At 54.3% G+C, this 25,940-nt stretch carries 14 protein-coding genes; all 14 read right to left on the reverse strand.

Annotated elements, in window-relative coordinates; translation table 11 throughout:
* Positions 1 to 184 (reverse strand): hypothetical protein (locus KK925_RS03340; protein ID WP_214096253.1); only part of this gene is annotated, 184 nt, incomplete at its 3' end.
* Between the two features lie 515 nt (positions 185 to 699).
* Complete coding sequence (locus KK925_RS03345; protein WP_174582983.1) at positions 700 to 855, reverse strand: hypothetical protein; 156 nt, start codon at positions 853 to 855, stop codon at positions 700 to 702.
* A gap of 391 nt (positions 856 to 1,246) precedes the next feature.
* Complete coding sequence (locus tag KK925_RS03350; RefSeq protein WP_174582984.1) at positions 1,247 to 1,936, reverse strand: O-methyltransferase; 690 nt, start codon at positions 1,934 to 1,936, stop codon at positions 1,247 to 1,249.
* Positions 1,937 to 3,454: 1,518 nt separating this feature from the next.
* Positions 3,455 to 4,354 (reverse strand): TylF/MycF/NovP-related O-methyltransferase, encoded by a 900-nt coding sequence (locus KK925_RS03355; protein WP_236027830.1) that lies wholly within the window; start codon positions 4,352 to 4,354, stop codon positions 3,455 to 3,457.
* Between the two features lie 305 nt (positions 4,355 to 4,659).
* Entirely contained in the window at positions 4,660 to 5,421 is a 762-nt protein-coding gene (locus tag KK925_RS03360) for a WD40/YVTN/BNR-like repeat-containing protein (RefSeq protein ID WP_174582985.1), read from the reverse strand.
* Between the two features lie 2,247 nt (positions 5,422 to 7,668).
* Positions 7,669 to 11,724 carry a FlgD immunoglobulin-like domain containing protein gene (locus KK925_RS03365; RefSeq protein ID WP_174582986.1) on the reverse strand — a complete coding sequence of 1,352 codons (4,056 nt, stop codon included), beginning with the start codon at positions 11,722 to 11,724 and terminating at the stop codon, positions 7,669 to 7,671.
* A gap of 208 nt (positions 11,725 to 11,932) precedes the next feature.
* Positions 11,933 to 12,694 (reverse strand): class I SAM-dependent methyltransferase, encoded by a 762-nt coding sequence (locus tag KK925_RS03370; RefSeq protein ID WP_174582987.1) that lies wholly within the window; start codon positions 12,692 to 12,694, stop codon positions 11,933 to 11,935.
* A gap of 272 nt (positions 12,695 to 12,966) precedes the next feature.
* A complete protein-coding gene (locus KK925_RS03375; protein ID WP_174582988.1) occupies positions 12,967 to 13,770 on the reverse strand; it encodes a class I SAM-dependent methyltransferase in 804 nt (267 codons plus the stop codon).
* A gap of 603 nt (positions 13,771 to 14,373) precedes the next feature.
* Positions 14,374 to 15,783, reverse strand: coding sequence for a polysaccharide biosynthesis protein (locus tag KK925_RS03380; RefSeq protein WP_174582989.1), 1,410 nt, complete (start codon positions 15,781 to 15,783; stop codon positions 14,374 to 14,376).
* A gap of 45 nt (positions 15,784 to 15,828) precedes the next feature.
* Entirely contained in the window at positions 15,829 to 16,734 is a 906-nt protein-coding gene (locus KK925_RS03385) for an FkbM family methyltransferase (protein WP_174582990.1), read from the reverse strand.
* Between the two features lie 2,228 nt (positions 16,735 to 18,962).
* Complete coding sequence (locus tag KK925_RS03390; RefSeq protein ID WP_174582991.1) at positions 18,963 to 20,366, reverse strand: hypothetical protein; 1,404 nt, start codon at positions 20,364 to 20,366, stop codon at positions 18,963 to 18,965.
* A gap of 19 nt (positions 20,367 to 20,385) precedes the next feature.
* A complete protein-coding gene (locus KK925_RS03395) occupies positions 20,386 to 21,420 on the reverse strand; it encodes a glycosyltransferase family 4 protein (protein ID WP_174582992.1) in 1,035 nt (344 codons plus the stop codon).
* A gap of 196 nt (positions 21,421 to 21,616) precedes the next feature.
* Positions 21,617 to 22,789 (reverse strand): glycosyltransferase family 4 protein, encoded by a 1,173-nt coding sequence (locus KK925_RS03400; RefSeq protein WP_174582993.1) that lies wholly within the window; start codon positions 22,787 to 22,789, stop codon positions 21,617 to 21,619.
* A 686-nt stretch (positions 22,790 to 23,475) separates the two neighbouring features.
* Positions 23,476 to 24,411: an FkbM family methyltransferase gene (locus KK925_RS03405; protein ID WP_174582994.1), complete on the reverse strand. Its 936-nt coding sequence runs from the start codon at positions 24,409 to 24,411 to the stop codon at positions 23,476 to 23,478.
* Positions 24,412 to 25,940: the final 1,529 nt, after the last annotated feature.

The raw sequence follows: 25,940 nt of genomic DNA on the forward strand, positions 1-25,940 counted from the left end.
TTCTGCGGCAGTCACTTACGTCACTAGATAGCGGAAGTTCAGTTAAGGACTCCCCCGCATCGGGATCCCTCCCCGAAGAGAAGCTTCGATAGAGTTGTCCAAACCCTTCTCTAGCTGGGCCATATTTGGGAGCATTGAGAATCGAGCACTCGGCTTCTTCGGCCTTGCGGTAACGCCGTCTCAACAGCTCGTTTAAGACTTCTGTCGTTTTGCGGGCCCGCTAGTGTTCCTGACTCGTCTTTAGGATCCACTTCCAAAAGCGCTACCCAGACACCAGAAGAAACGTCCCTTACCGAGAACTTTCTGGAAACGCGAGATCCACGTGCTTGGAGCACTCCGAAAATCCCTTCCTCGACGTGTTGCGTTCACTCCCGCCCACCACATTCTCTGAAAGAAGTAACCCTTCTCCCCGGTTGTCGACAGCAACGATCGCCAACGTGCAAGAGCCTTTGATAACGGACTCGAAGCCCATCCTAAGTCCCATCTGGCCATCCGGATACGTATGGTTGATTGAACCGATTTCTAATAACACCAGCTCTCCTATCCCTCCTCCCACGGGCGCGTTGACCTCGCTTGAAGACCGACAGTCATAACCCTGCCTTCTTCGCTGCTAAAACACCTCCAACGCCCCTCGGAAGCGCCCTATGAAGACTTTCTTTCAAAAAGAAGAAAAAACCACTGCTTGCCTGGGACGTTTCCTCACGAAGGGAAGATTCCCCTGGACAAGAGCCATCCCCATTCCAAAGCACGGTCTCCTAGAAGATACCCGTCACGCAGACCCGCCCAGAGCGAACCGCACTCATCCCAATAGCGCTCAACCAGTCCATCTACCTGCCCGTACCGAAGGCTTTCCACTAGCTATTCCTCTCCCACGTTCACCCTGCCCGAAAAACGACAGCCGTCCGCTGGCATCCCGCAAACAAATTCGGCGCCCTCCAAGCAATGTTCTATCGATTTATGGCCCAAACCCAACCCGCTCGTCGCTCCTGCTCATTTCCCACTACATTTTTATCTCCGTCCCCGCAGTAGCCGTCCCGCTCTCCTCTACCTCCACCCTCACACCTTAACCTCGTCATCCCAGCCTATCCCACGCCCCGAAACACCCGAGCCTAATTCGCCTTCGCTTCCCTTCTTTTACCGGTCATTCTCCAAACGGGACAGCCACGCCTCCTCCGCCATTCCCATGCTCCTCGACGACTCTTCAGGAACCACGTTTCTCATCCCCGCCACGCCTGCCCCCTGCCGTTCACAAACTCGAACATCGCAAAAGCATCCCTTCACACGACTGAAGGTCCCCGATCAGCAAACCACTCAGGTACTGCAACCTTGCGTCCGGATGACTAGCACAATATGCTCTAATTATCTTCTGCGCCTCCCTGCACTCGCCGGGCCCGTTGAGAGCGTAATCTTTATCAGAATCGCTATTATCGAGATAAAGGTATCCCCCAGGCTTAATTTTTTCTAAGACGTTTCGAACACATGCCTTTCGATTCCACCCATCCACAATCGCCAAATCAAAGTAGCGATCCGGGAATTCATCGACACACGGATAGGTTTCATCGTCCCTAAGAAGTAGCTTCACATTCTTTACCCCGACTTTTTCCAGCCGACCTTTCACTCGCTCGTACCACTTCGGATCGTTTTCGATGGACACCACTTCTCGCGAACGTCTCGCGAGCCACAAGGTCGAGCTCCCCGATCCGAATTCTATGACCCTCCATTCGGGTCTCAATATAGCCTTAATGGCTTCAACGGCCGGGAAAGGCCACCAAGGAAGTTCGGGCCGCTCTCCGAGGACTTTCGACTGAAATATGTAAATTACATTCTCGGGAAGACGAGCCATTTCTCGCCACCCGATAAACTTGCCATCCCAGTTATGAAACCTGCCTCCTAGGTGGTTGTCAGCCGTAATAATACTTTTGAAAGATCTTTTCATGCGGGCTTTTTTCTCCGTTCGAAGTCCACAACTTTTTATCTTTCGGCTGAGGAGCTGTATCTTACCGAAGGCGACGCCTGTTGAAAAGCTCGCCTTTCTGCACCATTCCAAACGAGGTCTTTGGTTTCCCTTGATCCAGCCATTACAAGATGGCGCAGATCACCGCAAAAAAGGGTGTAGGAAACAAAACCAACCGCGTGGACTCGGTAGTCATCATCCACTTGGGAGTTCACCCTCGCCCTTCCACCTTGCAGCACCTGACGGTTCGGATGGTCCCCTCCGATCGGTTAGCCCGCTCTCCAGAAGCGCGATTTTCAACCTTTACGCTTTTTTGCTCTTTTCGCCCGGTCAACCCTGATTCCGCTGGTTAACGAACATTCTTAACCAAGACCATTGATCGTCTGTCCTTAAGAGCGATAGGAGGCCGTAGACTTAAACGAGGCTCTCAAGGTTTAGTAACTCCTGAACGCTATGTTTCTACAGCAAGACTTGGTGAGGCGTTGTGGTTTTCACATCGAGGAAACTTTGTGGGTGGCTAGTGCAAACGGCCGCGCCAGTTTTCCCGTTTGGCCTTTCCACCATCGTCACTGGCTGGAACGACCTTAAGCTGGGCAAGTAGCACTCACTTCTCAATGCTCGTAACACTCCTCAAACCCATAGGATGAGCCCGCCTCCTTAGGTGCACCGCATCAGATGGAATTTGTAAACCTCTTCCCTTTCTGTCTAAGAGAAGGAGGGATCTTCCGAGACGGCTGTTCGCTCGCACTTAAAGGAAATGCGTAGTGGCCATGATCTTTGGTCCCTTCGGTTGAAGCAAACGGCGGCGGTTTGCCGACCGTCTTGCCAACGAAACGATAATGGGCCATAGGTTCCCCCAGCTATTGCACGTAGCGATGTAAGAACCCCATGACAATACAAGACTAACAAGAAAGGTACCCCTTAAAGAGCGTGGCTGGCCCGAGGCATCGTAGAAGATCCCGTTCGTCCAACAGTTAGACCCGAGGCTGATCCGCTCGCACAAGATTGAACCACCGACGACCCCTGAATCTGCTAGCCGAAGCTGCCTACGGACCAAAACCGACAACTTCTCCTTAGCCCTGTGCCGATCATTGAAATCCCGTAGAACGTTCGGCTTGCCTCCATGATGGCATGGCCTTCCCCGAACCGAGGGATTCCTTCCTTATCTGCACGCGCACTTCCTCTGGTAGCTCCGAATCGGTAAGTTTTACCCCTCGGATCGCCACACAGATGGCCGGCGAGATCTTCGGATTCCTTTCCAGTTTTATTCTCAGGCCTTACCTTTGGATTTCCACCTTCTCACAATCTCCTCGCGCACTTTCCACAAGATCATCAAGGAACGGTGATTTCCAGAACGGATGATGAGAACCTTCACCACTTGCCAACCTCCCTCTTCTACGCCTTTCCACAGCTCACGAGCAATCCCATCTTCTCCACAAACCCATATCACCAACCCCCAGGAACGGCCTCCCTTTTTTTAACACAACAGCCACCTAGCACTTACTCTTTTTTCCAGTATACACCGACTCCATCGATCTCACGTAACGGCGATAGAATCCCCCTCTCCTTGCGAAATTCCTCGACGGCTACCCTACAGCCTTTGATAGCATAATAATCATCAATGATGCAATATCCTCCAACACTCAGCTTCTCATACAGAGAGGTGAGAATCGCCATGGTCGAACTATATAGGTCCCCGTCGGCGCGGAGAATCGCAAGCTTCTCGACTGGGGCAGTAGGAAGTGTTTCCTCAAAATAGCCTCTAAGGAACACCACCCGATTGTCCAAAAGGCCGTAGCGTCGGAAATTATCTCGGACCTCCTCTTCGGAAACTGCAAAATAGGATACCTCGTGCCATCGTGACCCGGCGTCGGCTGGATTCTTCAAAGGATCCGGCGGAGGTAACCCGGCAAAGGAGTCGGCAACGAAAACTTTCCTTATCGTATCTCCGTAGGCGGCAAGCATACCCTTCATGAAGATCGCACATCCTCCTCGCCAAACCCCCGCCTCCAGGAGGTCCCCCTCCACTGCATTTGAAAGAACGTCTTCAACACATTGCTGGAGATTTGTCAGCCGCTTCCAGCCAACCATCGTGTGCGCGTATACTGGCCAGAGAGAACCGTCCAACGCGCTTTCTTCGGGATAGCGTTTTGCTAAAATCAGCCCCCGTTGCTCAAGCGAACGCAGAAACCACCGCATAACCTCATTCAACCAACGGGACCGACGCCATACGTTTAGCACCCCGATTTGTTCGCGGTACAATCGAAAGGTAAGACTCTTTTTCAAAAGATCCAAATAAAGGTTGCGAAGGTAGGAAACATCACCTTCGTCATAAAAACCAATGGTTTTCATCGTTGCATTCGTCATGTTGGACACGTTGTCTTGGCTAACTTGGTCCATAAATAGATGAAACTCTTTCCATTACAGGCTCCTTCTAATCAAGGTCCTCAAAGAAAGATCCGTCAAGGGGTTCCGGTGTACACAACCAATACCAAGCTAACATGTGATCGGAATGTGGCGTGGCCCTTCCTCACGACGTACTTTGGTTCCTCGTTGAGTCAATATTCTCTCGCGAATTCGCCCATGTGAGTAGTACCTAAGGCCGGGAAAACTCTATGCCTTCCTTGCGAGCTTCTTTCGCCTTCTTAAGCACCCAACTGGGAGATATGCGCGCCCTAGCGGGCTCGAGAGGATCCGGATCCCTCTTACTGCTTGAAAAAGATGACTAAATCACTACCGATTGGGCCTGGCGTATTTCCCACTCCGCAGACAAAATCCGGTCCCGAGGAAAAAAAACCATTGATGTTCTTTGCGCCGCTAAGAACTTCCTGCCACGTTTTCCCGCCATCCGAAGTCGCGAATACGGCCGCTCCTAATTGACGAAAGTCCGAATTGTCGACAGCCACATACCCACGGCCCAGAGAATCACACCAGAGCGCCTGGATTGGACGCCTCTCAGGGAAAGGCAGCTTAATCCAGCTCTCTCCCCCGTCCTTTGTGGCTAAAAGCACCCCATCCTCCAGGCCCATCCATCCCTGCCAGCTTGTCGAAAAGAAAATTGTTCGGGGCCTTGGAAGCTTTTCAAAAAAAGCCAGCTCCCTCCAAGACCGGCCCGAATCAGTACTTTTAAAAACTTGGGGCACTCTCCGGTGCCCCGAGCTGCCTGCACAGAGCACGTATACAACAAAGCCCGTTTCTATCCGGACATCGCCAGGGATCGCCGCTCGAATCCCGCCCAAGAAAGGGAGCGGCGCCCAGCTCTTACCTTGATCAAGGCTCCAATAGCTTGTGAAGTCCCCGCAAAGAACCATCCTCAGGTTACCTCTGCACACAAGGTCAGTAGCGCTCAAGAGCTTGCCAGGCAAAACTTCCGCCCATGAGCTCCCATCGTCCGTCGAATGCCAAAGCCAGGCTTTGGCTTGCCCGTGAATTCCTTCCAGAAGCCAGATCTCCCGTGAGCCGGTCATCTGCAGACGATAATAATTCAGTCCCCACCCAGGCCTCGGCTTTTTTGGGATCCAGGTCCAGCCTCCGTCTTGCGTTTGAAAGACCCCACTAGACCCACACACCCAGCCGACCTCCGCGTTCCAAAAAAAGACATCTCTGAGAGAACCTCGCCCCCCAGGGTTGCTGACCCGATAGCGAAACGGAAATGTGGATGAGTTTGTAGCAACCTCACCCCCCTCCCTGCCTTGCCAATAGCCCTGACCGTTGCCTGGCTCGAACATCAACCAGGTAACAAGAGAGACCAGCAAAGGCAACGGTTTAAACAAACCCTTTGCCGTGTTGTCGACTGGAATCTGACCGCGTTCATTCCCGTAGTTATGGTCAGATTGAGTGAATGAACGTAATGTTTTATTGCGTGAGACGGCCCTCCTTCCCTTCTCAGCTTGAATGGTCACTTTTATGCCTTCCCTCGAGGTCACTTCTAAGGCGACTCCCCACCATGGGCACGTCCCACCCTAACCACCGTTGGTTGTTTGGGTAGCTACGACGACCCTAGGTCATGACTCGCATTGCCTTGCTCACCGCTGTCGCTCAATCCACCCCTCAAATGAGCCTTCCCCGTCTCCTTCTGTTAGCCCCAAAGACAATGGAAAAGTCCGACGGTCAGTTAAGGCATCTTTCGGTTTTGCGGACCCAGAAGCGCTTCTGGCGGTCTTTACAATAACCTTCCATGAGCGCACCCAGAAGCCACGTAAACCCTGTGCTACCGCCCAACTGGGAGAAAGGTTTGGCTCCGGTGCTTTTCGTCCCAATAGCTACTCGGGCAGCTACGGGTGGGCCGGCCCACACACGACTTTCCATGACGGAACAATGCTTTGGTTTCTCCTCGTTGCCGCCATGATTATTAGGGTCCAGTACCTTTGACCATGAGGTCGACGCAGGTTTGCCCATCCTATCGACCCACCCCCAGAGACACGGTTGTTCGGCAACGTCAAGGAGTTGAGCAATGCGATAGAGCAGAGACTAAGCCGGGTCTGTCCGTATGTGCTGCCTCCCGTACCTTTCCCTGCCCTCCGTTTCCACTACCCGCTCGACCCAACCGAACCTGCAGATTTGCCGCACTCGACTTTAGAGCAAGGTTGTGGCCAGGATTCCGAACACCGCAGCCTCTCCGGCCTGTCTTTGCTTTCTCCTGCAACGTCTCCCAGAGCTGCCAAGCCCGCCAGGGAAATTCTACGCTCCTGGTCATTCTCCCACGCCTTTTGCTCCTTTCCACATTTCCGTCCGCACCGACCTCTAGACCCCTCCTCCTCAGATCTTTCTCCGAGCTCAACGGTACAATGGACCTCTCCGGCTCCCACCTGGGCCGCTCCGACCCCTCAAGAGGCAACAGTCGGACCGTTTGGATCTAATCCAACCTCTCGACCAGGCGGTCCCTTGTCCTTGACACACATGCCCACGCCCGAGACCTCGGGGCGCCTTTCTGCAACGTACCTATGGATCTCCTACTCAGGGAAGCGTGGGCTATCGCTTTTCTCGCCCACACTCGGCACCCGCATTACTGGTTTTGAGGTCTTAGTAGAGCGTTCGCTTTCGTTAGGCCTCTTTGCCGACCCGCCCGCTTTCCGGGCTTTTGCCGAAGGCCTCAACCCCCATCTGCCGCCCCCGGTGCTTCCGCCAGAAGCCATAGTTACCCGGTGGGAACCCCTTCCTCCCCATTGGAAGATACACTCCTTTGACGGCGCACAACAGATGGCTGGCGCGCCAGCTTTCCTATTTCTGTTCCCATTGCCGCTTCCACTCCAAGCGGCTTCAAGCACTCGGCCGAGAGAGCTCGTTGGCTTTTAGGCCTCAGCAAGAGTTCTAGTGCCCGTCAGATCTTTCATATGGAGAACCACCGATACCGCATGCGGCTCCTAACCTTGGCAACCTTGATATCCGTAGAACCGACCTCGGGTAGAATGTCCCGCGCCCGAAGGACCCGTTGCCTATGACCAGGCGGCGGTCCAACCCATCCGTGATCTGGGCGTGTATCTTGAGAGTTCTTCCATGGCTGCCTCCGTGGACTCTTGGATTGAAGGCTTGGCTCCTCGTCTCTCTAGCTCCGTCGAGGGATCGCCTACGCCTTTTGGTATATGTATATCAAACTCAACTCCGCTATCTGGGTTATGGTTCCGCACCTTCTTCTCTCCTTCCCATTGTTGTCAAAGCCATCCGGGCAGGGCTCTCAAACACTGCAACACACCACTTTAAAGTAACAGCTCGATTCATCGCTGGATCTCAAAAAGCCCCCACTGGGCAGGATCTATGGATGCCTCGGTAGCAACGTCGCTTACGATCCCTGTGCGTCGATTGGCCCAGAACATCCGTAACCGGTCGCTGGTCCCTGTCGGATCAGAGTAAATGATGCCAAAATCCCCCCAGTAAACCGAACCAGGGGTCAGATGCAGTCCAAGAGCAGCAAGAGGTAGGGCCGCATAGAGGGAATAGCCGTCAACGTCTCGCTCTAGCTCGATGCGAGCTTGTCGGATCATTTGAACTCGGTCAATCCGCGTAACTCCAATGGGAGAGGCAAACTCCACGGGTTCCTTCGTTCCCGCCTCCCGATAGCAATAGACGACCGCAATAGGTTTCCCCTGGTAGACACTCAAAACAAGGCGAAAATCTCCTTCAAGAACGGTTGACATTGGCCCAGACCGGCCTCTTCCGAGCTCAAAGACCGCACAGTCTCCCGTTTTAAACAGCCGAGTTGGATCATTACCCCGGTTAATCATGGGCGTTGGATCCTTTACTGATTGAAACCCGAGGTAAAGAAACCGGTCGTCAAACGTCCAGGCCGCCAAAGCGGAATGCCTTGGGTCAAAGGCCCATTGGGCCGTCCGCGTGGGAGAAGACCAGTTAAACAGCCGTTGGCTCGGGATACCTCCAGCTGACTCCTTCAAAGGAATGATCGAAAGGCGAGGCCGGGCTGCTTCTTCCGTGTTTGAACTACCCGCTCCAAGAAAAGATTGCGAAAGATAAAGAGGCTGCGATGGTAGCCGATGAATGCTCTCAAGCCCTTTAACCTGAGAAATGACGCAGCACTCCCGTGCCTCGGAAACAGGTCCACAAAGGTAGTAAGCACCATCAATCGGATTCCGGAAAAACTGGCCGCCGAAAGGCTCCCCACCTGCAGTCGTCCCGTCCAGTCTTGCCCCACGTATGATTCGCGAAGGCAGGGAATCGGGTGCAGCCCGGCAATCATGGAAGAGCGCAGCCACAAAGAGGCCATCAACCGTAAAGAGGTACCGTTCGCCCATGTTGCCGCTCAGGCAGAAAACCTCCCCCACCTCCGGGCCTACATCTGCCGAACCCAGCACGTAGAGAGGACCAATCAAGCGGCCCGGGTGACTTTGAGGAGCGGTTACCGAGCCGTGCACTCCTGGCCAAGGATTGGGATACTGCCAGAGCACCTTCCCGTCCGGAGAGATCATCTCGAGAGGATCATGATTGACCAGTAAGTTTCCCCGAGAGTCAAACCAGCAGGAAGCCGCGTCAGGAACCGGTCGCCTTCGATCCACAAGGACCCGTCGAGCATCCTCAAGCCGGTACACGGGAGCCCCCACTGCACTCCACCCCGAACAGGGGATCCGCCAAACCGTCATCATTCCTTCTGTTTCCGCGACCCAGCCGATCGAAAAATCGGAAGCAACCGCTGGAAGCCAGCCACTGCGAAAATCAGGACCTCCTCGCTCCTCTTTGGAAAAGAACACGATCTCCTCTGCCTGGACGCGACCATCCCCATTCTGATCAACCCATAAAAACGTGTGGCGCAGCGGTCTTCCCCGGGCAGCCGCCTCCCGACGCATTACCCACCAGTAAGCATCCAATCGGCTCGCGCGCTGCCACCCCACACCCAGGAAAACTGACGGGAAGCGGGTCATCGCCCATTGTACATCGTCGCGATTGGAAAAGAGCCCCTCGCGAATCAACCGCGGAAGGGCTTCGTTTCCGCGCAAAAAAATGGAGACGTCCCCAAGGGCCACAAGGGGACGGGCCAGGCCACTCGGCTCCAGGCGGCTCACGGAAACAAAGTCGTGGGTTCCATTGATCCAAAAGATTTCCGAGCCTTTCCGCAAAAAGCGGCTAATTCCATCGGGCGCTGGGCCAAAGAGGTCATCAGCATGTTGGGGCCTCCAGGGCGTGCCAGCAACCCGCCACAAACCCCGCCTCCAGTCCAGATCGACCATATTCCCCGTGACGAACCCTCGCGTTGGAAAGAAAGAGTCAATCGCACACCCCATAGCGGCGTAGTAGGTTGTCCCGCAAAACTCCCGCAGCAATTGCCCTCGGCGGTTCCAAACGCTGATCCTACGCGGAGAGCTATCCCACTCGGCAACCCACAGTCTATCCAGCCCGTCGACCGCCAACCCCCAGGGCCGAAACATTCCATCCGGCTTGTAGGGACCGACGAGAGGCCTGCCTCCCGTCTGACCGATCGTCCGCAACAGCCGGCCAGTATGGTCAAAAACCTTCACATTCATTTCCCGACCCCAGTCCGACACATAGATAGACGCGTCGGGTCCAGTCGCCAGTCCGATAGGAGCGGAAAGGCCTGAAACGGAAACTGGGGTAATCCGGCCAGCCGCATCGATGCGCACCAAATGCCTATCACTGATCGCTAAGAGATCGCCGTTACTCGCAGTCGCCAGACCAGAAGGCCTTTCCAGGGGAATCTCGCCCAGAATCTTCCCTTCTCCATCGACAACGAGAACCTTGTCCTCAAAGTAGAGAGAGACGTAAAGCCGATTACCGCATCCCGCCAGGCCCATTGTCTGTCGCTGGCACCACGCAGGCCCAAGGCCTCCTTGCTCAATTGCCTCACCTTCGGGATTCCGGGGGGGTGGCGCTTTTTGGGGATTAAAGCGGCCAATCACCCGAAAAAAGCTTCCGTCTCCGAAGGGAACCGGATCGCCATTATTGGGATTGTAGCGAACCAGCCGAATTTCCCCGGCCGGAATTCCAGCAATGGAAGCGGAGAGAGCACCTCCCACCACCATATAAAGATATCTTCCCATCCGGGCGACAGGACCTCCGGCAATTCCACCAACCCCCCAGCACTTCCTCCCGTCCTGGTCAAGAGCCATCAGGGCGCACGCCCCTTCCGCCATCGCAGCGGCAACATAGATCCGGTTGCGATCAGAAGCTACGAACATCGGGTTTTCGTGGTTGGACAGCCAACCGCCATGCCCGTCCAGCGTGATCCATGGTGGAACACCCGGATTCCCGTACGCAAAAACATACTCAAGATGAAAAGGCCCATGGTAGAGCCCCCGAACCGTGTAGTTTCCTGGAGGTAGTGCATTGCCCCAATCATCCCTCCCGTCCCAAAAATCCTGGTTCCAGCCCGCCTTTCGCGGGTAGTCGGCAATCAAGTTCCGCACCCTTCTTCCCTTCTCATCCTCGATTACCAGGGTGACAAAACCTTCGGAGGGAAGCTTGTAGACGATCGGAACGCTTCCCCTAGTGCTGAAACGCCCCGGAGCGCTCTCCGTCCTCGGGTTCCCTTCGCCCGTCACCCCGGATACCGGCGCAAGGTTCCCCTGGCGGACGAGCTCGATCCTCCCCCAGGTTTGGGGTGCCTCCCAAAGGAAAGAGCGTTGGGGATTTTGGGCATCAATGAGATCCGCATAATGGTGTTGCGGCCAGCTCGAACCCTTTGGGCCGCCCCAGAAGAACTCCATGCCGCATCGGAACGAGTGTGCCGGAGCTACTCCGCTTTGGGTCAGCAGCTTCCACGGGATCGCAAGCTCCTGGACATACCCCTGCCCCCCCGAAGCTTTTCGAAAAGCGACCTGAAGTCCAGCGGATCTTGCATCATTAAGGTCCCGGGCTCTAGAGTCCTCCTCCCACATCCCGTAATGGAGGCTCGCCCATGGACGCTTACGCTGGGTGTCGTACCAAGAGGTAAGGTGGACGATCTGATCAGTTTGAAAGCGAACCTGGACGGCGTCACCACGCCAGCCACCTTGGGGATCGAGATCCGGGTTGACCCAGTTTTCCATGGGCGTTGGATCGCGAAACCGGAAGGAGAGATAAAATGCGCTGTGATCGTACATCGCAGCCACCCGCACCGAATAGCGCTTCCGCAGCTTCGCCACGTCGTAGCAGGCTTCAATGGTCCCAGAGAGATCCCAGTCCCCCAGATCGCCATCAATCCGCACCGAACCTGGGGCTGGCACGGCGACCAGAATGTGGTTATCGGTCTGTTGCGCCAAGACCCCGGGCAGCCATCCAACAATGAGAAAAAAGACTTCCGCCAGCCTTAGGAGCGTCTTCCTCATTGAACCCAGCCAATTACCTTCTGGCTTCCTGGACAGCCGGAGGAAAAGACTGCCTCGTCCTTGCAAGAAAGCATCATCACCGGCTTCACGAAGACTCTCACACACCACGCATGAGCACGATTCAAGCACTAGCTTTTTAGACAGGCCCTTCTGCCCCAGGGTGACAAAACCTTTCCCCCATCCATTCCGAATTGGTGGGAACTACGACCTACACCCCTGTGCAGTGGGAACGCTCCCTGAGGGCAATAACCACTGCACCTGGTGAATCGTAGAAAGGTTGCACGCCATGTCCCCCCATATTCATGAGATGAACGCGAAAACCCGCCTGTTCAATCTGAGCAAGATTCTCGAAAACCGAATACGAATAGGCCAAACCATCCCCGTCGGACACATAGTATCCCTTCCCCCCAGTGCGTAACACGTTTATGATGGGCCAAAGACCGCTCCTCCGCAAAAGACCCTTGACACGCCGTGCGACCCAGTTTCCCTGCCCAACATGGTTCACATCGCAAATGAAAACGCCCTTACGGGAGACTCGTAACATTTCGTGGACCACCCGGCTCGGCTGCGGGACGTGATGAAGGACTCCCAAAGCCACGACTAGGTCAAAGGATCCATCGGAAAAAGGTAGATTGGCCCCGTCGCCTGCAACGATCTCTTCCTCAGCAAGCTTTCGTCTTTCCACGGCAATCCTACGAAGGGCTGCCACAGGTTCAATGCCTACGAATCGAAGCTTGGGCCATTTGCTCTTGAGAAACGCAATCGTTCTTCCAGTCCCAGCACCCACATCGAGCAGTGATTCAGCCTCTATATATACAACAACGCCGAGCAGTAAGGACTCCGCGAAATGCAATGCCCATTCATCGCCGCCACGCATTTCGTCATAGGTCGCCGCAGTTTTTGTGTAATATTCATGCTGCACTGCCTGTGGGTTGCTGACATCACCTGTAGGCTGGACGTCGGCTCTCATTGTTGACTCATCACGTGACATCTGCGGCTTCCAAGAAGAGTTTCGTTTCAATCTTCCTCAACCTGTCCCTCTGGTAGCCCGTGGATCAACTGGGTGAACTGTGATGCCAGTTAAGTTGGGATGACTCTACCCCTACGTGGGCGATGCGCTCCCGCTGATTTACCTCAGTGAACCAGTTACGTCCCGATGACAGTCGAAGTCCATCCCTAGGGCTAGACCACTGCTCTCTGCCGCCCTCGCTCTTTCTCCTTGATGAGCTAAAACCATTTTCCTTAGGAACAAGCAGCTGGCTTTTGAGCTACGGCCAAGAGGTTGTCGCTGAACCGGACCCCTCGAGCCAAAGGACCGAGAACCCGCTGCCAAGGACACCGGAAAATCGGACACCAACCAACATCGCTGTACCGGAAAGCGATCGAGACAAAACCTGCCTCAGAAAGAATACGCTCGATATCCATCCTCACCAGCGCAGTAATATGCGCCGGATAGCTTTGTCCTAAGAAAAAGCTGAAATGGCCCTTTATCACCAGCGCAGCAAGAGAACGCCAGCTCTCGTTGTTCGGAGTGGTCAGGATCAAGATACCTCCCGCACGAAGCAACCGAAACCATTCCCGAGCGAGCGCCCGCGGATTTTCCAGATGCTCGATTACCTCAGCTGCAACAATCAGATCGAATGCCTCCCGGGGAAGCTGGGTTGGTTCGTTTAGATCGCCAACATGCCATTCCACCCCTTCCGGCAAGCCTGGCGGCCTTGCAAAAAGATCGACGGCACTGACTCGATGGAAGCGTCCCGACATGGCCAACCGTTTTGTATAAATCCCGCGGCCTGCCCCAAAATCAATTACACTCCCTTGTAATCCTTTTTCCTCAATAACCCGATCGATCATCTCATAAATCGGCTCCGCACTTGTTCCGCCACTTCTCTCGGCCGCTTGCCTTCGCCATTGTAGCAGAACTGAGCTAGTTCCCCTCATCCCTTGACCCCCTATTCGCGTCGCACAGATTTCCCTGTTTAACCCCGGCACAGACGAACCAACCGCCACAAGTCGTTGACGGCTTGTCTCCGCTTCTTTTGCCATTGAGAAAGCGCATTTTTGCAACATTCACGGCACACACAATCGAAGCCTCAGCATAACCCATGTACGGAAGGATACACCGTTTTTTGTCGCTCAAGGAAGGAAATCGACTCAACTCCATCACGATGTTTTGGGAAAACTTGAGCCTCCTTGCTCCCCACAGAACGAATTAACAAACAGCCGAATCACCCATTCCCTTTTTCCAGCGACCACGTCAAGTTCCCACTCCTTAGCCCCCGACCGAGCCTATCCAACCATCCTAAGGAGATTTCGGTACTACCACTTACGTGAAGCCGTTGTCTCATCGACACAAGAGCATGAAGTGGAGGGGCCGGGAATAAAACCTGCCACTGGATTGCGCGACCAGAATACGAAAGAAACTTCAAGCTCTGCTACGGCCAGTAAAGAACTTCAATCGCTATAGCGATCTCTTGGATAGCACAAACCAATTACCAATCGTACTAAGTGCAAGTGTGGAATCCCATTCAAAGCGCTCGGTAGCTACAACCAACCTATTCCAGATGAGATGTGGATCTACTGGAAGGCTACTTTTTCCTTCCTGGGGGAAATCAAACAACGAAGAAAAGGTGACAAGTGACAATTCTCCTATCTATTGGCTCCTTGGCCAACGCATTCTGGAACCACCTGGAGATCCTCACAGGCTTTGGGATTCACAAGGCGATAGGTAAAATAGGCGATACCCGGCAAGAGTGTTAACACCTCCAGAGCAACCAGGGCGATCAGACTGCTCGGCTTTACGAGGATCACCAGGGCTGTCCGGAGAACAACCAAAAACGCGCTGGCAAAGCGATGGTCCGCCCTTCCTCGAGCCACAAGCACGGTATCCAGACTCACGTAGGCGATGCCTTCTCCAGTATAGATGAGCGATAGAGCGAAAGCCCACGGATGAACAAGGCTATAATGGTGCCAATAATGGCCAGCGGCAACATAGAGGCCCATAAGACCGCAGGCAAAGGCTCCGTAGCTAGCAAGCGAGGTTACCAGATAGTGGCAGGCCAACTTGTTCTGATTTTTCGCCGAGTGCTGAATGCAAAGACAACGTCCGACAAACTGGTTTATGGGACTCCAGAAAAAGACGATCAACCCCCGAACCTTTTGAAACACTCCGTAGGGCGCAATTTCGGCAGGGGTCGCAAAGTGGCTCGCTCCAAAAAGTGTGACGGTTGAAGCTAACCCCTCAAAGAGAACCCACACCATCGAAGGTGGCAGAAATTTTCGAAGTTCTCGTCGAGCTGCCAAAATTTCAGCAAAAGAAGGGGGTTGGCCCTGCCGTAATCCCATCCCCACTGCCACGCCCCAAGTGAGGCACGCAGCTCCGACTTCGACAAAGACCAATGAAGGGCCCGACAGTCTTCCTTGCGTCCAGACAAGCAAGACAACTAGAACCAGGCGCGCAATCGAACCGAGTGACTGAACAAGAAAGAACACATTGAATCGCCCCTCCCCAAAAGCAAAGCAACCCGCCAGCTGTACACGCGCCTGCATTAGGCCCGCTGCGACAAAGCCAAGGAGAAAATAGGGATCTAGGCGCGGGTTTTGGTGAGACTGCCATTGAGCGAATAAAAAGCTCGCAGGAATCAAGACGGCCGCGATCGCAGGGACGATTGCCAGCGCGCACCGCCAGGAAGCCAACCGGTAGGCGGAAACCGTGGCAACCTTGCCCCGGGCAACCAGCACCTGGATGCTCGACCCAAGCCCCGCATCGAACCAAGTTGCGGCAAGAGTCTGGACCCCTTGTCCAACAGTGTACGCGGCAAAGACGCCGATGGGGGCATAAGCAACGACCAACAAGAGAGTAAGGGTGTTTCCCGCGTAAACCACCGCATTGCTCGAAAAAAGCTTCGCCAGATCCCAGCGATGCCGTCTCAGTCCATCGAAAATCCTTTTTAACACACGCTCTCCTGCCAGCTCCAAGCGACCTTTCCGACAGACTCGCCGAATGGAACCAAGCTCCCCCGCAATTGCGAAGGAATACGCATCAGCGACCCTATCCACCAGCCTCCACGAGCCGATTCCCTTGTCCCCGGATTCCTTTCGTCCTCAATCGCCCAGTTTTCCCGAAAGACAGAACCAGCCCGGTCGCCCAAGCCGGTCCAAGAGCCTTTTCGGCTCGCATGTAGCTAAAAAGTTTTCCGTCATCTCTTTTTTGATCCCACCAGTGAGAGGAATCGGACGCAGCCCATTGAACGACTGCTGGATCGCAAACACGGTGTACCCGCAGCCCCAGAGAAGGGCTGTTGCCGGATTTGGATGGGGTATAAAGGACTCGTACACGATGTCTCGAATCTTCCTTTTCTCCAACAGGGAGCCGCAGCCTTGAAACACACTTAGCTCATGGCCTTCCACATCGACCTTCATCACCCCGATGCTGGATGCCTGCACCATACTTTCAAGGCGAATCCCGGGCACTTCTAGAAGTGCGCCCTTGGAGCTAGAAGGAACGGTCACATCTAGCACACGGCTCACTCCCCGGTTATAATGAAACAAATCCGGTACCTCCAACCTCACCTTTCCGTCGCAACGGGTCGCAGCCGCTTCGACCATCTTGATCTCCGCAAATCCAGCCTCCCGTGGCCAGCGAGTTACATTGGCTTTCAGCTCTTCGAAAAGAATCGGATGGGGCTCAATCGAATACACTCGACCATCGGTGCCTGACCGAAGCGCCATCAGGTTGGTCATCAACCCGATGTTGGCGCCAACGTCTATGCACCAGTCGCCGGGATCGATCAATCTCCATAAACATTCAAGAACACACAGATCGTGTACACCTGTTCTCCAGATATTGCTTCCTTGAGACTCGCCAATATTCACCCTGATCTTAGACCCCCACGGCAACCTCACGATCCGAAAGCCGGTCGGGAACGGTTCAAGCTCACGGAGCATCCGGACAAAGATCTGGCTAGGCCGAAGTCGATACTCGGGGGCAAAAACCCGGGAAAGTTTCACAATAGATTGTCCCTAATTCCAACTGGCAACCTTGAAATGCCTCGCCCTAGGTCAACGTAACCAAGTCGCCTAACTCACGGGCGCTCTTGCTCAATTGCTTTCGCTTGCTCAGGACCTGACCAGGTGGCACACCAAATCTTTCTCGCTCGCATCTCTCACAAACGTTGTCCTGTGACCTGCGGGCGGAACCCCGCTGCCCCGTTGAGCTTACTTAGCTAGATTCTATCCCAGAGCTCCGCAGAACACCAGTATGGCTCGACATACGACCATGACCTTTCCCCGCTCCCCATCCACGGACATCACTCGAAAGCGAATAGCCTGCTGAGCTTAGCCCTGGTGAGCTAGAAATAGCCACGAACTTATCGATGGATTGCCCTTAAGAACGGCCAATGGGAATCACTTCCATACAGAAGACACACCCACCGTCCAACTGGCCAAAGCTACCACCGTTTTTGCACAGGGCGCCTTTACTTGGCACACTCACCGAAAGCCGCGCCTAATGTTCATATAGGCTTCCCCAACCGCTTGAGGACGTACCCAATATAGCGTTGGCTCCCATTTTTCTTCCCCTTTTCGGATGTTCCAGGAGCCCGAGCAGGATGATAATCAAACTTTATACCAAAAAATGATCCTCCATTGGTTAGCAGCTCTCCTAGTGCTCTCCGGTTGCCCCGCGGATTTCTATCCCCTCTGTGAACCTCGCCTGCACTGGATGGTCTTGAAGCCAAGGGCAAATCGCCCGACGCGCCCACTTTTGTCCACGCGCCCGCCCAGTTACAACCATGGCCAGGATTGTTTTCCTCCTGGCACACCATCCGGTTCCATTCGTTTGGTGGTAGATGTTGGTGACGGCCGATTCGATAGGGTTCGCCCGTCGAACCGGCAGCCACCGTTCGCAAGGAAAACCCCAAAAACCAAGCAATTCCTTGGGCGATCAATCGTTGAAGAACTCCACACGAGAACGCCCACGCTATTGTGCACAAATGGCTCGGTTTTGGCATTCTAGATCTGACGCAGGCTCCCCTCCTTTGGCTTTGAGCTGCGTTCCTCTTGCCATCTCGTTTAACTTGTTCGCCGTTTGGTAGACCCCCAGCGCTCCTGGCTCGTCTTCAAGATACCCTTTCGAAAGGACTCCCCAGAAGCTAAGGGCACCGCCCCACCTACCGACAACTTGGGAAAAACGCTGAACCATTCGGCTGCTTTGGGTCCCAAAAGCCTGTCCCGCTAGCGCTTGTCCTGATTCCCTGACATCCTATTCTATGGATAAAAAATACTTCTCCCACGCTCGTTGACCCCCAGGATGAGGAAGGCGCAAGAGGCTTTGACGACTGACTTGAAGGCCGCGAGCCTATCGCACGCATTCGTATAGGAATCTTTCCTGAAACACATCCCTAGAAGCGCTACCTTTCCTATTCCTCTTGCCACGGATTCTTCACACCGGCTTGAGGACCAGCCGGGAGTACTTCTTGACTCCTCGGCCCCACCAACACCACCCGCGCCTCTTAGATCTCTCCGGCGGGAAATTCCCGTTCCATCAAGCCCAAGGCAAAACGCATCGTGCACCCGTCGGGCCTTTGGAACAAAGAGCAGAACCAGAGAAGAACAGAAAACCATCGGTTTCCCCCGTGCCGGCTCGTAACTTTGAGATCTCTCCATTGTACAGGGCCGATCCCCGTTCAAAATCTCCTGCCCCAGGAACATACGTATCGCTTGCGATCGCACGCCGGCTTTACCTCTACCTCTGTCACATCTGGGCATACTGATCCAAAGAGTCCCTCCAACTCCGCGTCAACACCCTGATGCATCCAACATTTGGCTCCCTTTCCTAGTAGCTCTGTAGAAGGATCGACGGCGATGTCTCTCGGCCCACACGACCCAACCGCGTTCCTTTTGCTTAACTTGGCATTCGTCCTTCGGTCCTTTCCATTGTGATCCAACCGGTTTCCGGAGAGTACGCACACAAGCGTTTCTCCAAGCGCTTAGCCAATAGCGCCGAGGGCAAAGCTGTTAGTTCCAGCTGGGATCAAGACCAACGCACCAAAAAAGGGACGTGCCGCCGTGCAGAACCGCAGATAAAAGTGGCCGTAACCGGGAAAAAGGAAAATTCTGGCACGAGCGCTATTGTGCTTACCAAGCGAAGGATCTTCGCATGAGACGCGCGGCAAGAAGAACACGGAAGAACGCTCGCAGAGGAGTCGCCGGCTAACAGTCAGGGACTCCCAGAGTCATCAGCTCGTGTATCCGGCCGCATCGACCCTTAGCTGATGAAATTCGGGCCGACCCAAGGTGGGCTGAAGCCCCAAGCTCGAACGTCGTCTTTGTAGTTGGCCATGGGCAACCTGACTCGCCGCAAGACAAAAACCTGCAAAAAGCCATACATACCCATGTACGCTCCCCTGTCCGGTTATTAATCCATAGAAAAGGTTAGGAGCAAGGAAACCCACAAGAATCATCGGCAACGGATTGCGCAGTTGACGTGCCGCCTTCTGCGCCCTCCAGCCTATGAACGCAAGAAGGCCACAACGGTAGGCGATATACAGCAGCCCAATTACCGGCCCTAATTCCGCAACATTCCGTGTCCAGCCTGCCTCCGCGTCGTAGGGTATTTGCCCCATACCCAATCTTAGTGCTGCATTCCCTGCAGAACCCAATCCGAATCCCAAAAACGGAGTTTCATCCAAGACACGCCAAAACTGGCTCATATCGTACGCAATCCTGCGTACCATGAAAAATCCCCCTTCCGCTTCCGCCGCCCCAGTCCATCGCGTCACCATTGCATCAACCACCTCAGGAAAGACGTTCGTCACAAGGACCCAGCTGACTCCTCCGGCAAGAACGAGCAGCACAACAACATTAATGACCCGGCGGACATGATGAGGGGATCCAGTCCCCAAAACTGCAAAACCAAGCGTTATCAGCGCACCCAGGTAGGCCGACCTACTTCCGGAAACAAGGAGGTTGGTCACCACCCCGACTGTGACAATCCAAAGGCTTCTCAGACTCATCGACCGATGGCAACGCGGTTGCATCCAGAAATAAAGCAAGAAAGCGACGCAACTTCCCACAAAGAGGCTCTGCCCCAGGGGGGCAGAAAAGGTTCCAGACGCGCGCACAATGTTTCCATATACTCCGAAGGCAACGAAAGCACTCTCGTCCTCTCCCATGCCGACATTGAGAGGGGAGCTGGCGGGAGCGTGGACTTGGAGCTGGCAAAGCAGCCCCATAGGAACGGAGAGATAGAGGGTCCGTCTAGCGATCTCCTCGAGCTCCTGTTTTCGTAGGACCCATTGGCAAACAAAAGCAAGCGGCAGGTAGAGAAAATAGTTCCGCCAGCCATAAGCAACCAACAAAGGCGATTGATCGAGGAACACGATCTGCAGAATGCCGATTCCAGCTCCCACAAGCGCTAGTGGAACCGCGAGCAGGAGCACTGGGGGGGGACGAGACCAAAATCCCATCCGTGCGGCCAAGAAATAAACAAGAAGAACCAGCGGATCCTTGAGAAAAAAAAGCGCCTTCTGCTGGCTGGGCAAGACCCACTTCCGAATCGCTCCCTCGAAGATGAGAAGCCAGTAGATCCAACTAATCAACCGGACGAGCAACAAGCGGTTACGCTCGGCTGCTGGAACCACAGGACCGCACCGAAGAGCTCTATGAAACGGAGAGGAGGTCATCGATGATTTGCAGGTAACGCTCCGCAATCACTCTACTCGTCAGGGGACGAAGGTGCGCGGGCGCATGCGCCAAAAGTTCCCGGAAGCGCTCTGGCTTCAAGACGAGTTCTTCAATCCTCGCCGCAAGCGCCCTCGCGTCTCCGTTTGGGAAGGTTAACCCACACGGACCGATGGCCGCTTTCAGGCCACCTCCTTCGGATCCAACTACTGCGCAGCCGCAGGCAATCCCCTCGACTGCAACGATTCCGAAGGGCTCCTGCCATATCGAAGGAACGACCAGTATCCGATGCTTTCGCATAAGCTGCGCCACTTCCTCACCCACCCGAAAACCTTCGAATTCCACCCAATCCTCCATCCCCAACTGGCGTACCCGTTCTTTCACCTCTGGCAACATCGGCCCATCGCCCACGAAAGTCGCACTAAGGTGGTGTCCTTTTTGCCGTAAAAGATCGAGAGCTTCGAGGAATAGAAGCGGCCCTTTCTCCTGGACCATTCTCCCAACGAAGACGCAGTCTCGTGTCCGCTTTTCTTCCCCCGTGGTCCAAAAGATCTCCTCGTCGTAGGGGTTTGGCACAATCACGGAACTCACTGGCAAGTGTTGAGCAATCGCCTCGCTAATCGATACACAACAACCGACCCGCCGGAGAAGGCAACGAAAGGCTGCTCCCCGGACTGCCGAGAAGGAACACCAAGTTTGCACTGCCACCACAAAAGGCTTCCCAATCCCCAGAAGAGGCCAGCCAAGTCGCAAGCTGGGATGGTTTTGGAGGACGCATCGAGCGCTCGTTATTAAACGGACTACGGTGGCAGGAGACGGGCAACGAATTACAGGATAAGGGAAAGGCTCCTCCCCGTCGTATGGAGTTTCGGTAACGACGCTCACCAAGCGGCCGGCTTCCCGGAAACGCCGGGCCAGCATCTCCGTCACTGATTCGATCCCACCGATTCGCGGCCAAAAACTATAGCTCGTCAAGAGGATCTCGGTTTCCACACCGCAAGGATCCCGACCCATGCCGACGCCTTTTGTGCCAGAGCACCCGTAAATGAAAACCCCTCCGATCCCTTCACAACGTTCTCTTTCCGAAATGCCCGATCCAACGCAAGAACACCGAGCGCAGTTCGACGCTGGTGGTAATCCGTTCCGTTAGGCCAAGATAGCAATCCCCCGGACTTCCCAACCCACCATCGAGCTCCAAAACCCATCCGCCCTAAGAGAATACCTGACTCCTTGCCTCATTGCTGCTCCCCACTCGTTTGTACCATTCGATTAGCCGCCGCGCGTACGCTTCCCACGACATTTTTTCCCGGGCCTTTCTTGCGGCGTTTTCCCCCATCCACCGCCGCCGGTCGGGATCTCGATACAATTTTTCAATTGCCTCCCCGATTCTTTCAGGAGAACGAATGGGAACGACGAACCCATTTACACCAGGATCTACCATATCCGCGGCCCCGGTATTTTCCGTGACAATTACAGGCAACCCTGATGCCATTGCTTCGAGCACCGCTAGGGAAAAACCGTCTTCGATCGAAGCGAGGGCAAAAACGGATGCGCGGTTATAAACCTCATTCACCTGATCGAAACTGCACGATCCACCGTGACGAAATTGCCCACGATACCTCTCCAAAACAGGCACCATCTCATGATCAACCGTCCCGAAAAAAAGAAGCTCTGCGTTCTTCAGTCCCAATATCTTCCAAGCCTCCAAAAGATCCACATGGCCTTTCCGCGGCGTTATCTGAGCCACACAGAGAACTCGAAAGCCGTTCGGGTCCCTTCCCGCCGGCCGAAATCTGCGCACATCGACCCCATAGGGGATAATCTCGATTCGCTCGGCAGGATACCCGCGCGAAACAAAGGAATTCCTGATCCAACGAGAAGCAACCAAAAGATAACTGGTTCTTTCGACCTCCTCCAAAAGCCGACGATGCCATTCATGAAAATGGGATCTTTTCTTTAGCCCCAAGCGCTCATCTTCTTCCTCTAGCAGCTTCGCCACCTGCGCTGGATGAGCATTCACCGCTTCCCCAACCACCACTGCTCCCTCCTCGTGAGCACGCGTGATGGCCCTCTTCGCAGTGCCCATAAGCATAAAATGCCACAGGTCAGCTCTCTTCCACCGCCGCAAGACTCCTGTGTCCCACAAGCCCAGATAGTAAGGCACCAACTGTTCGTAACACCAATTGCCAAGAAAGTAACTGTGGGCACGCAAAAGATACTCCTTGAGCCACAGATTGACTTCGCTCTCACGCGCTTGAGGAAGGATCCTCTTGTCCACTCTGTGCGAATAGTAAAATCGCCCCAACAGTCCCCGTTCCGCCAGATGCCCAATGTAATTATGGTAATGAAAACGTCCGCACACAGCCACATTCACACGCAGCACGGCTACGACCTCCGCTAATTCTGTGTACCCGAGTGGCGCTCATAGAACAATGATGTGCCTGGCCAGCCCATCTCTAGAACTACAATCATACGTTACTGATACGCAAGACAAACATCCCTAGTTGGCACTCCATGAGCCAGTTGAGACCGACTGGCTTGACCGTGCTCCTAAGAATGCATTCTTAAGCCAGAAAGGATCCCCCTGCCCTGGTGGTTTTCGGCCGCGTTTTCCCCCGGGAAGGCCAACACCACGAGTTTTTCATTCTCCTCGCAGAACCACAGCGTGAACAAACACGATCAGCCAGGATTACCCTCTTCGTCCCAACGAAGCATTCGCAAATCAAACCATTCGCAGCAACGGCGCTTCACACACCGGCACGTCATCTTATTTCCTTTTCCTTTTCACACCTAGAGCGGCCATCCCCGAGTGCCACCATGAGAAAAAGGCCACCGACCCCCTCCGATGCACCCTCAAAGCGACCTTTTTTGCACCTGCCCTCCGCCGCTTATCTCTCGAGGGTGATCCCAATCGCTCTAGACAACGACCCTTATGGACCGATCTTCTGGCCCAACAAGCTAGCCACAACGGAAGATCACATTCGCAACCAACGGCAAAGCCAAAGCGTCTCCTCCTGGATTTTTTTTCTTTTCTTCGATTTGCTCGGCCTCAACCACGCCTGAACTTCTTTAAGAAGACTCGATCTTCTCAATTCCGAACTCGGCCGCCAAAACTCGTTCCCTTACCCAATCGATTTTTTCCTCAGCAATGATCAAACAATTAGCCCTCACTCGCCATGGCGCGTCCCTCCAATCAAACTCCCCCCGCTCCGCATCAAATATCCCCATGCGGTATCCCTTACGTCGCAACCGGGCAGCCAATTCTTCCTCACTTACGCCAAATCGCCTACACTTCCCGTTAATCTCCACGATCCAAACCGGTGGATTCCGGTTCGATAAAAGCCTTTCCGCACCCTCGAGAGCGAGCGGTTCAGCTCCTTCGATATCTAATTTCGCCAGAGCATAGTCACCGTGAAGCGCGTCGTCTAACCGGACACATTCCACCTGGCAGGTATCATTCCTCTCCTTTGCGTCTTCGACCAACTCGCTAAGCGCATCTTTTCCACTCACAAACTGTCCAATTCCAGGCCGATTCGTGGCGGCCACTTCATGCACCCTTACCCAGAAAAAGCCGTTCAGTATAACATTATCCCGAAGGCGCTGTGCCGAACAACGGTCAGGTTCAAATGCCTCTATCTTTCCTCTCTGACCAACTCTCTTGGCAGCCAAGAGCGTCCAAAGTCCGACGTTGGCCCCGACATCAATGAACCCATCTCCCGGCCGCAGATATCGCAGCATAAAGACCATATCGTCAAACTCGGGTAACCCTCTACAATAAACAGCAAGACTTGACTGCACGCTGTTCCGATAACACCAGATCCGCACCCCACTCGGAAGGGTCACTACTTTGGGGCGGAGCGTCAGTCTTTTCTGAATCTGCCACATAGCCAAACGGCCCAATGCTCGCACCCTTCCCTCTTTATTCGCTGGATGAGTCCAAATAAACTGCAAAAGATGCAGGACGTCCTTACATCTTTTGTGCAACGCCACGCGTCCGAATGCCATCTTGGCGCTTTGCCCGCCGAGCCTTGTCAGCAGGACAACGCGTTAGTTAGCCAAAACGGGAACTTCAATGAGAAGGGAAGCTATAGTCAAATGTCGTCTGTGAGGACCCTTATGTTGGTCAGGTAGCGTTGCTGCTTTCGTCGTCCTCTGGGCTAACTTCTATACCATCCTGACTGAACGACTCGGATCACCCTCGGAAGATGCTCAAATGTAAGGATACGACACCATTACCTCTGGAGCGGTCCTGGCAGGTTTGGAGATCGTGACGAGAATGGTCCTTTTCTTGACACCTCTCTTGTTTTTCTCCCTTCGGTGCCGGACGGTAGCAAAAAGAATTTCAATGGGGATCGTGGTTCTAATATAAGGTCTGCGCTCACCAGGAAAATCATAGAAAGCCGACCACTTCTCCCAGTCCTTCTTCCCGTTATCTGCCCCTTCTGATACTTGTGAAGCAGGAGATCCTGAGAAAGTAATCGAAAGCCATTTCTCGCACCGCCTTGGAATTGGAGCATGCGAGATCTGGCGCAGCGGCTCTTTGGCCCTGGGGTTCCATTGCTCTCGGAAGGTAATGCACGACGTTTGCCGCTTTGTGGACCGCGAGCGCTCGTGGCGGCTCTTTAGAACCGACTTCCAAAAAGTCTGGCCAGAAGAGCCCAAGGCCACCGTCTCCTATCGCTCAATCCGCAGCAACGTGTAACCCAGCTGGTTTGAGTCCTAAACGCACTTCCCGCCATCTCTGCGTGAATTCCCGTACGGGCTCCTCCCGCAACACCCATCTTCTATGGGTAAGAAATTGTTTTCCCCACGATCGCGGACGCACCGCGTGACCGTAGCACACAACCTTTGATAATCCGCCCCACGTCGGCGCTGCCAGTCCCACTGGCTCACCACTCCATGTTGATAGGATAGATCCCCACGACGCCAGCTCGCATACTTCTTTTGCCATTGGCGCGTTGGGGCTTGCTTGAGTACCGAGAAGGATAACCCTTGCGCTTTCGGCCCCAGTACCCACTGCCGTGGCCCTGGGCCTCTTGTAGTGATCATTTCTCTTAACCAAAACCCCAAGGCAAGGCTGCCTCCAACTGGTGAGCCGTCCCAACGTGCGCAGGGGCGAAGGAGGGTCGAAAACCACCGAGCCCCGATGCCAGCTCCTCAGCGTAGAACTTTTCCACGACATAACGCCTCTCCCTGAGGGAATATGCCGAACTGGGGAGACACGCATTTCGGACCACCGCTCGCTACCTCGCTCATTCCGAAGATGCGTCTACCGATCCAGACAATTCCTCCATTTCCCCTTAAGAAGCCTCCTGGATCCTGAGGCTAACTTGCTCTCTCAGGAAGTCGGTCAAACTACCCACAATCACCTCTCATGCACCAAATCTAGCTCCGTCCTTTTGACTCACAGCGGCATACGTTCTTGCCTCTTTCCGTTCTTCTCCAACCGATTTTTTAAGAGGAAGCGACTTTCGATCTTAGCCCTGAAAACCGTCTTCTTCCCTTAACGCCTTCCCACGATCCTCGCTTTTCGT

The organism is Candidatus Methylacidithermus pantelleriae (assembly GCF_905250085.1).
Taxonomy (GTDB): domain Bacteria; phylum Verrucomicrobiota; class Verrucomicrobiia; order Methylacidiphilales; family Methylacidiphilaceae; genus Methylacidithermus; species Methylacidithermus pantelleriae.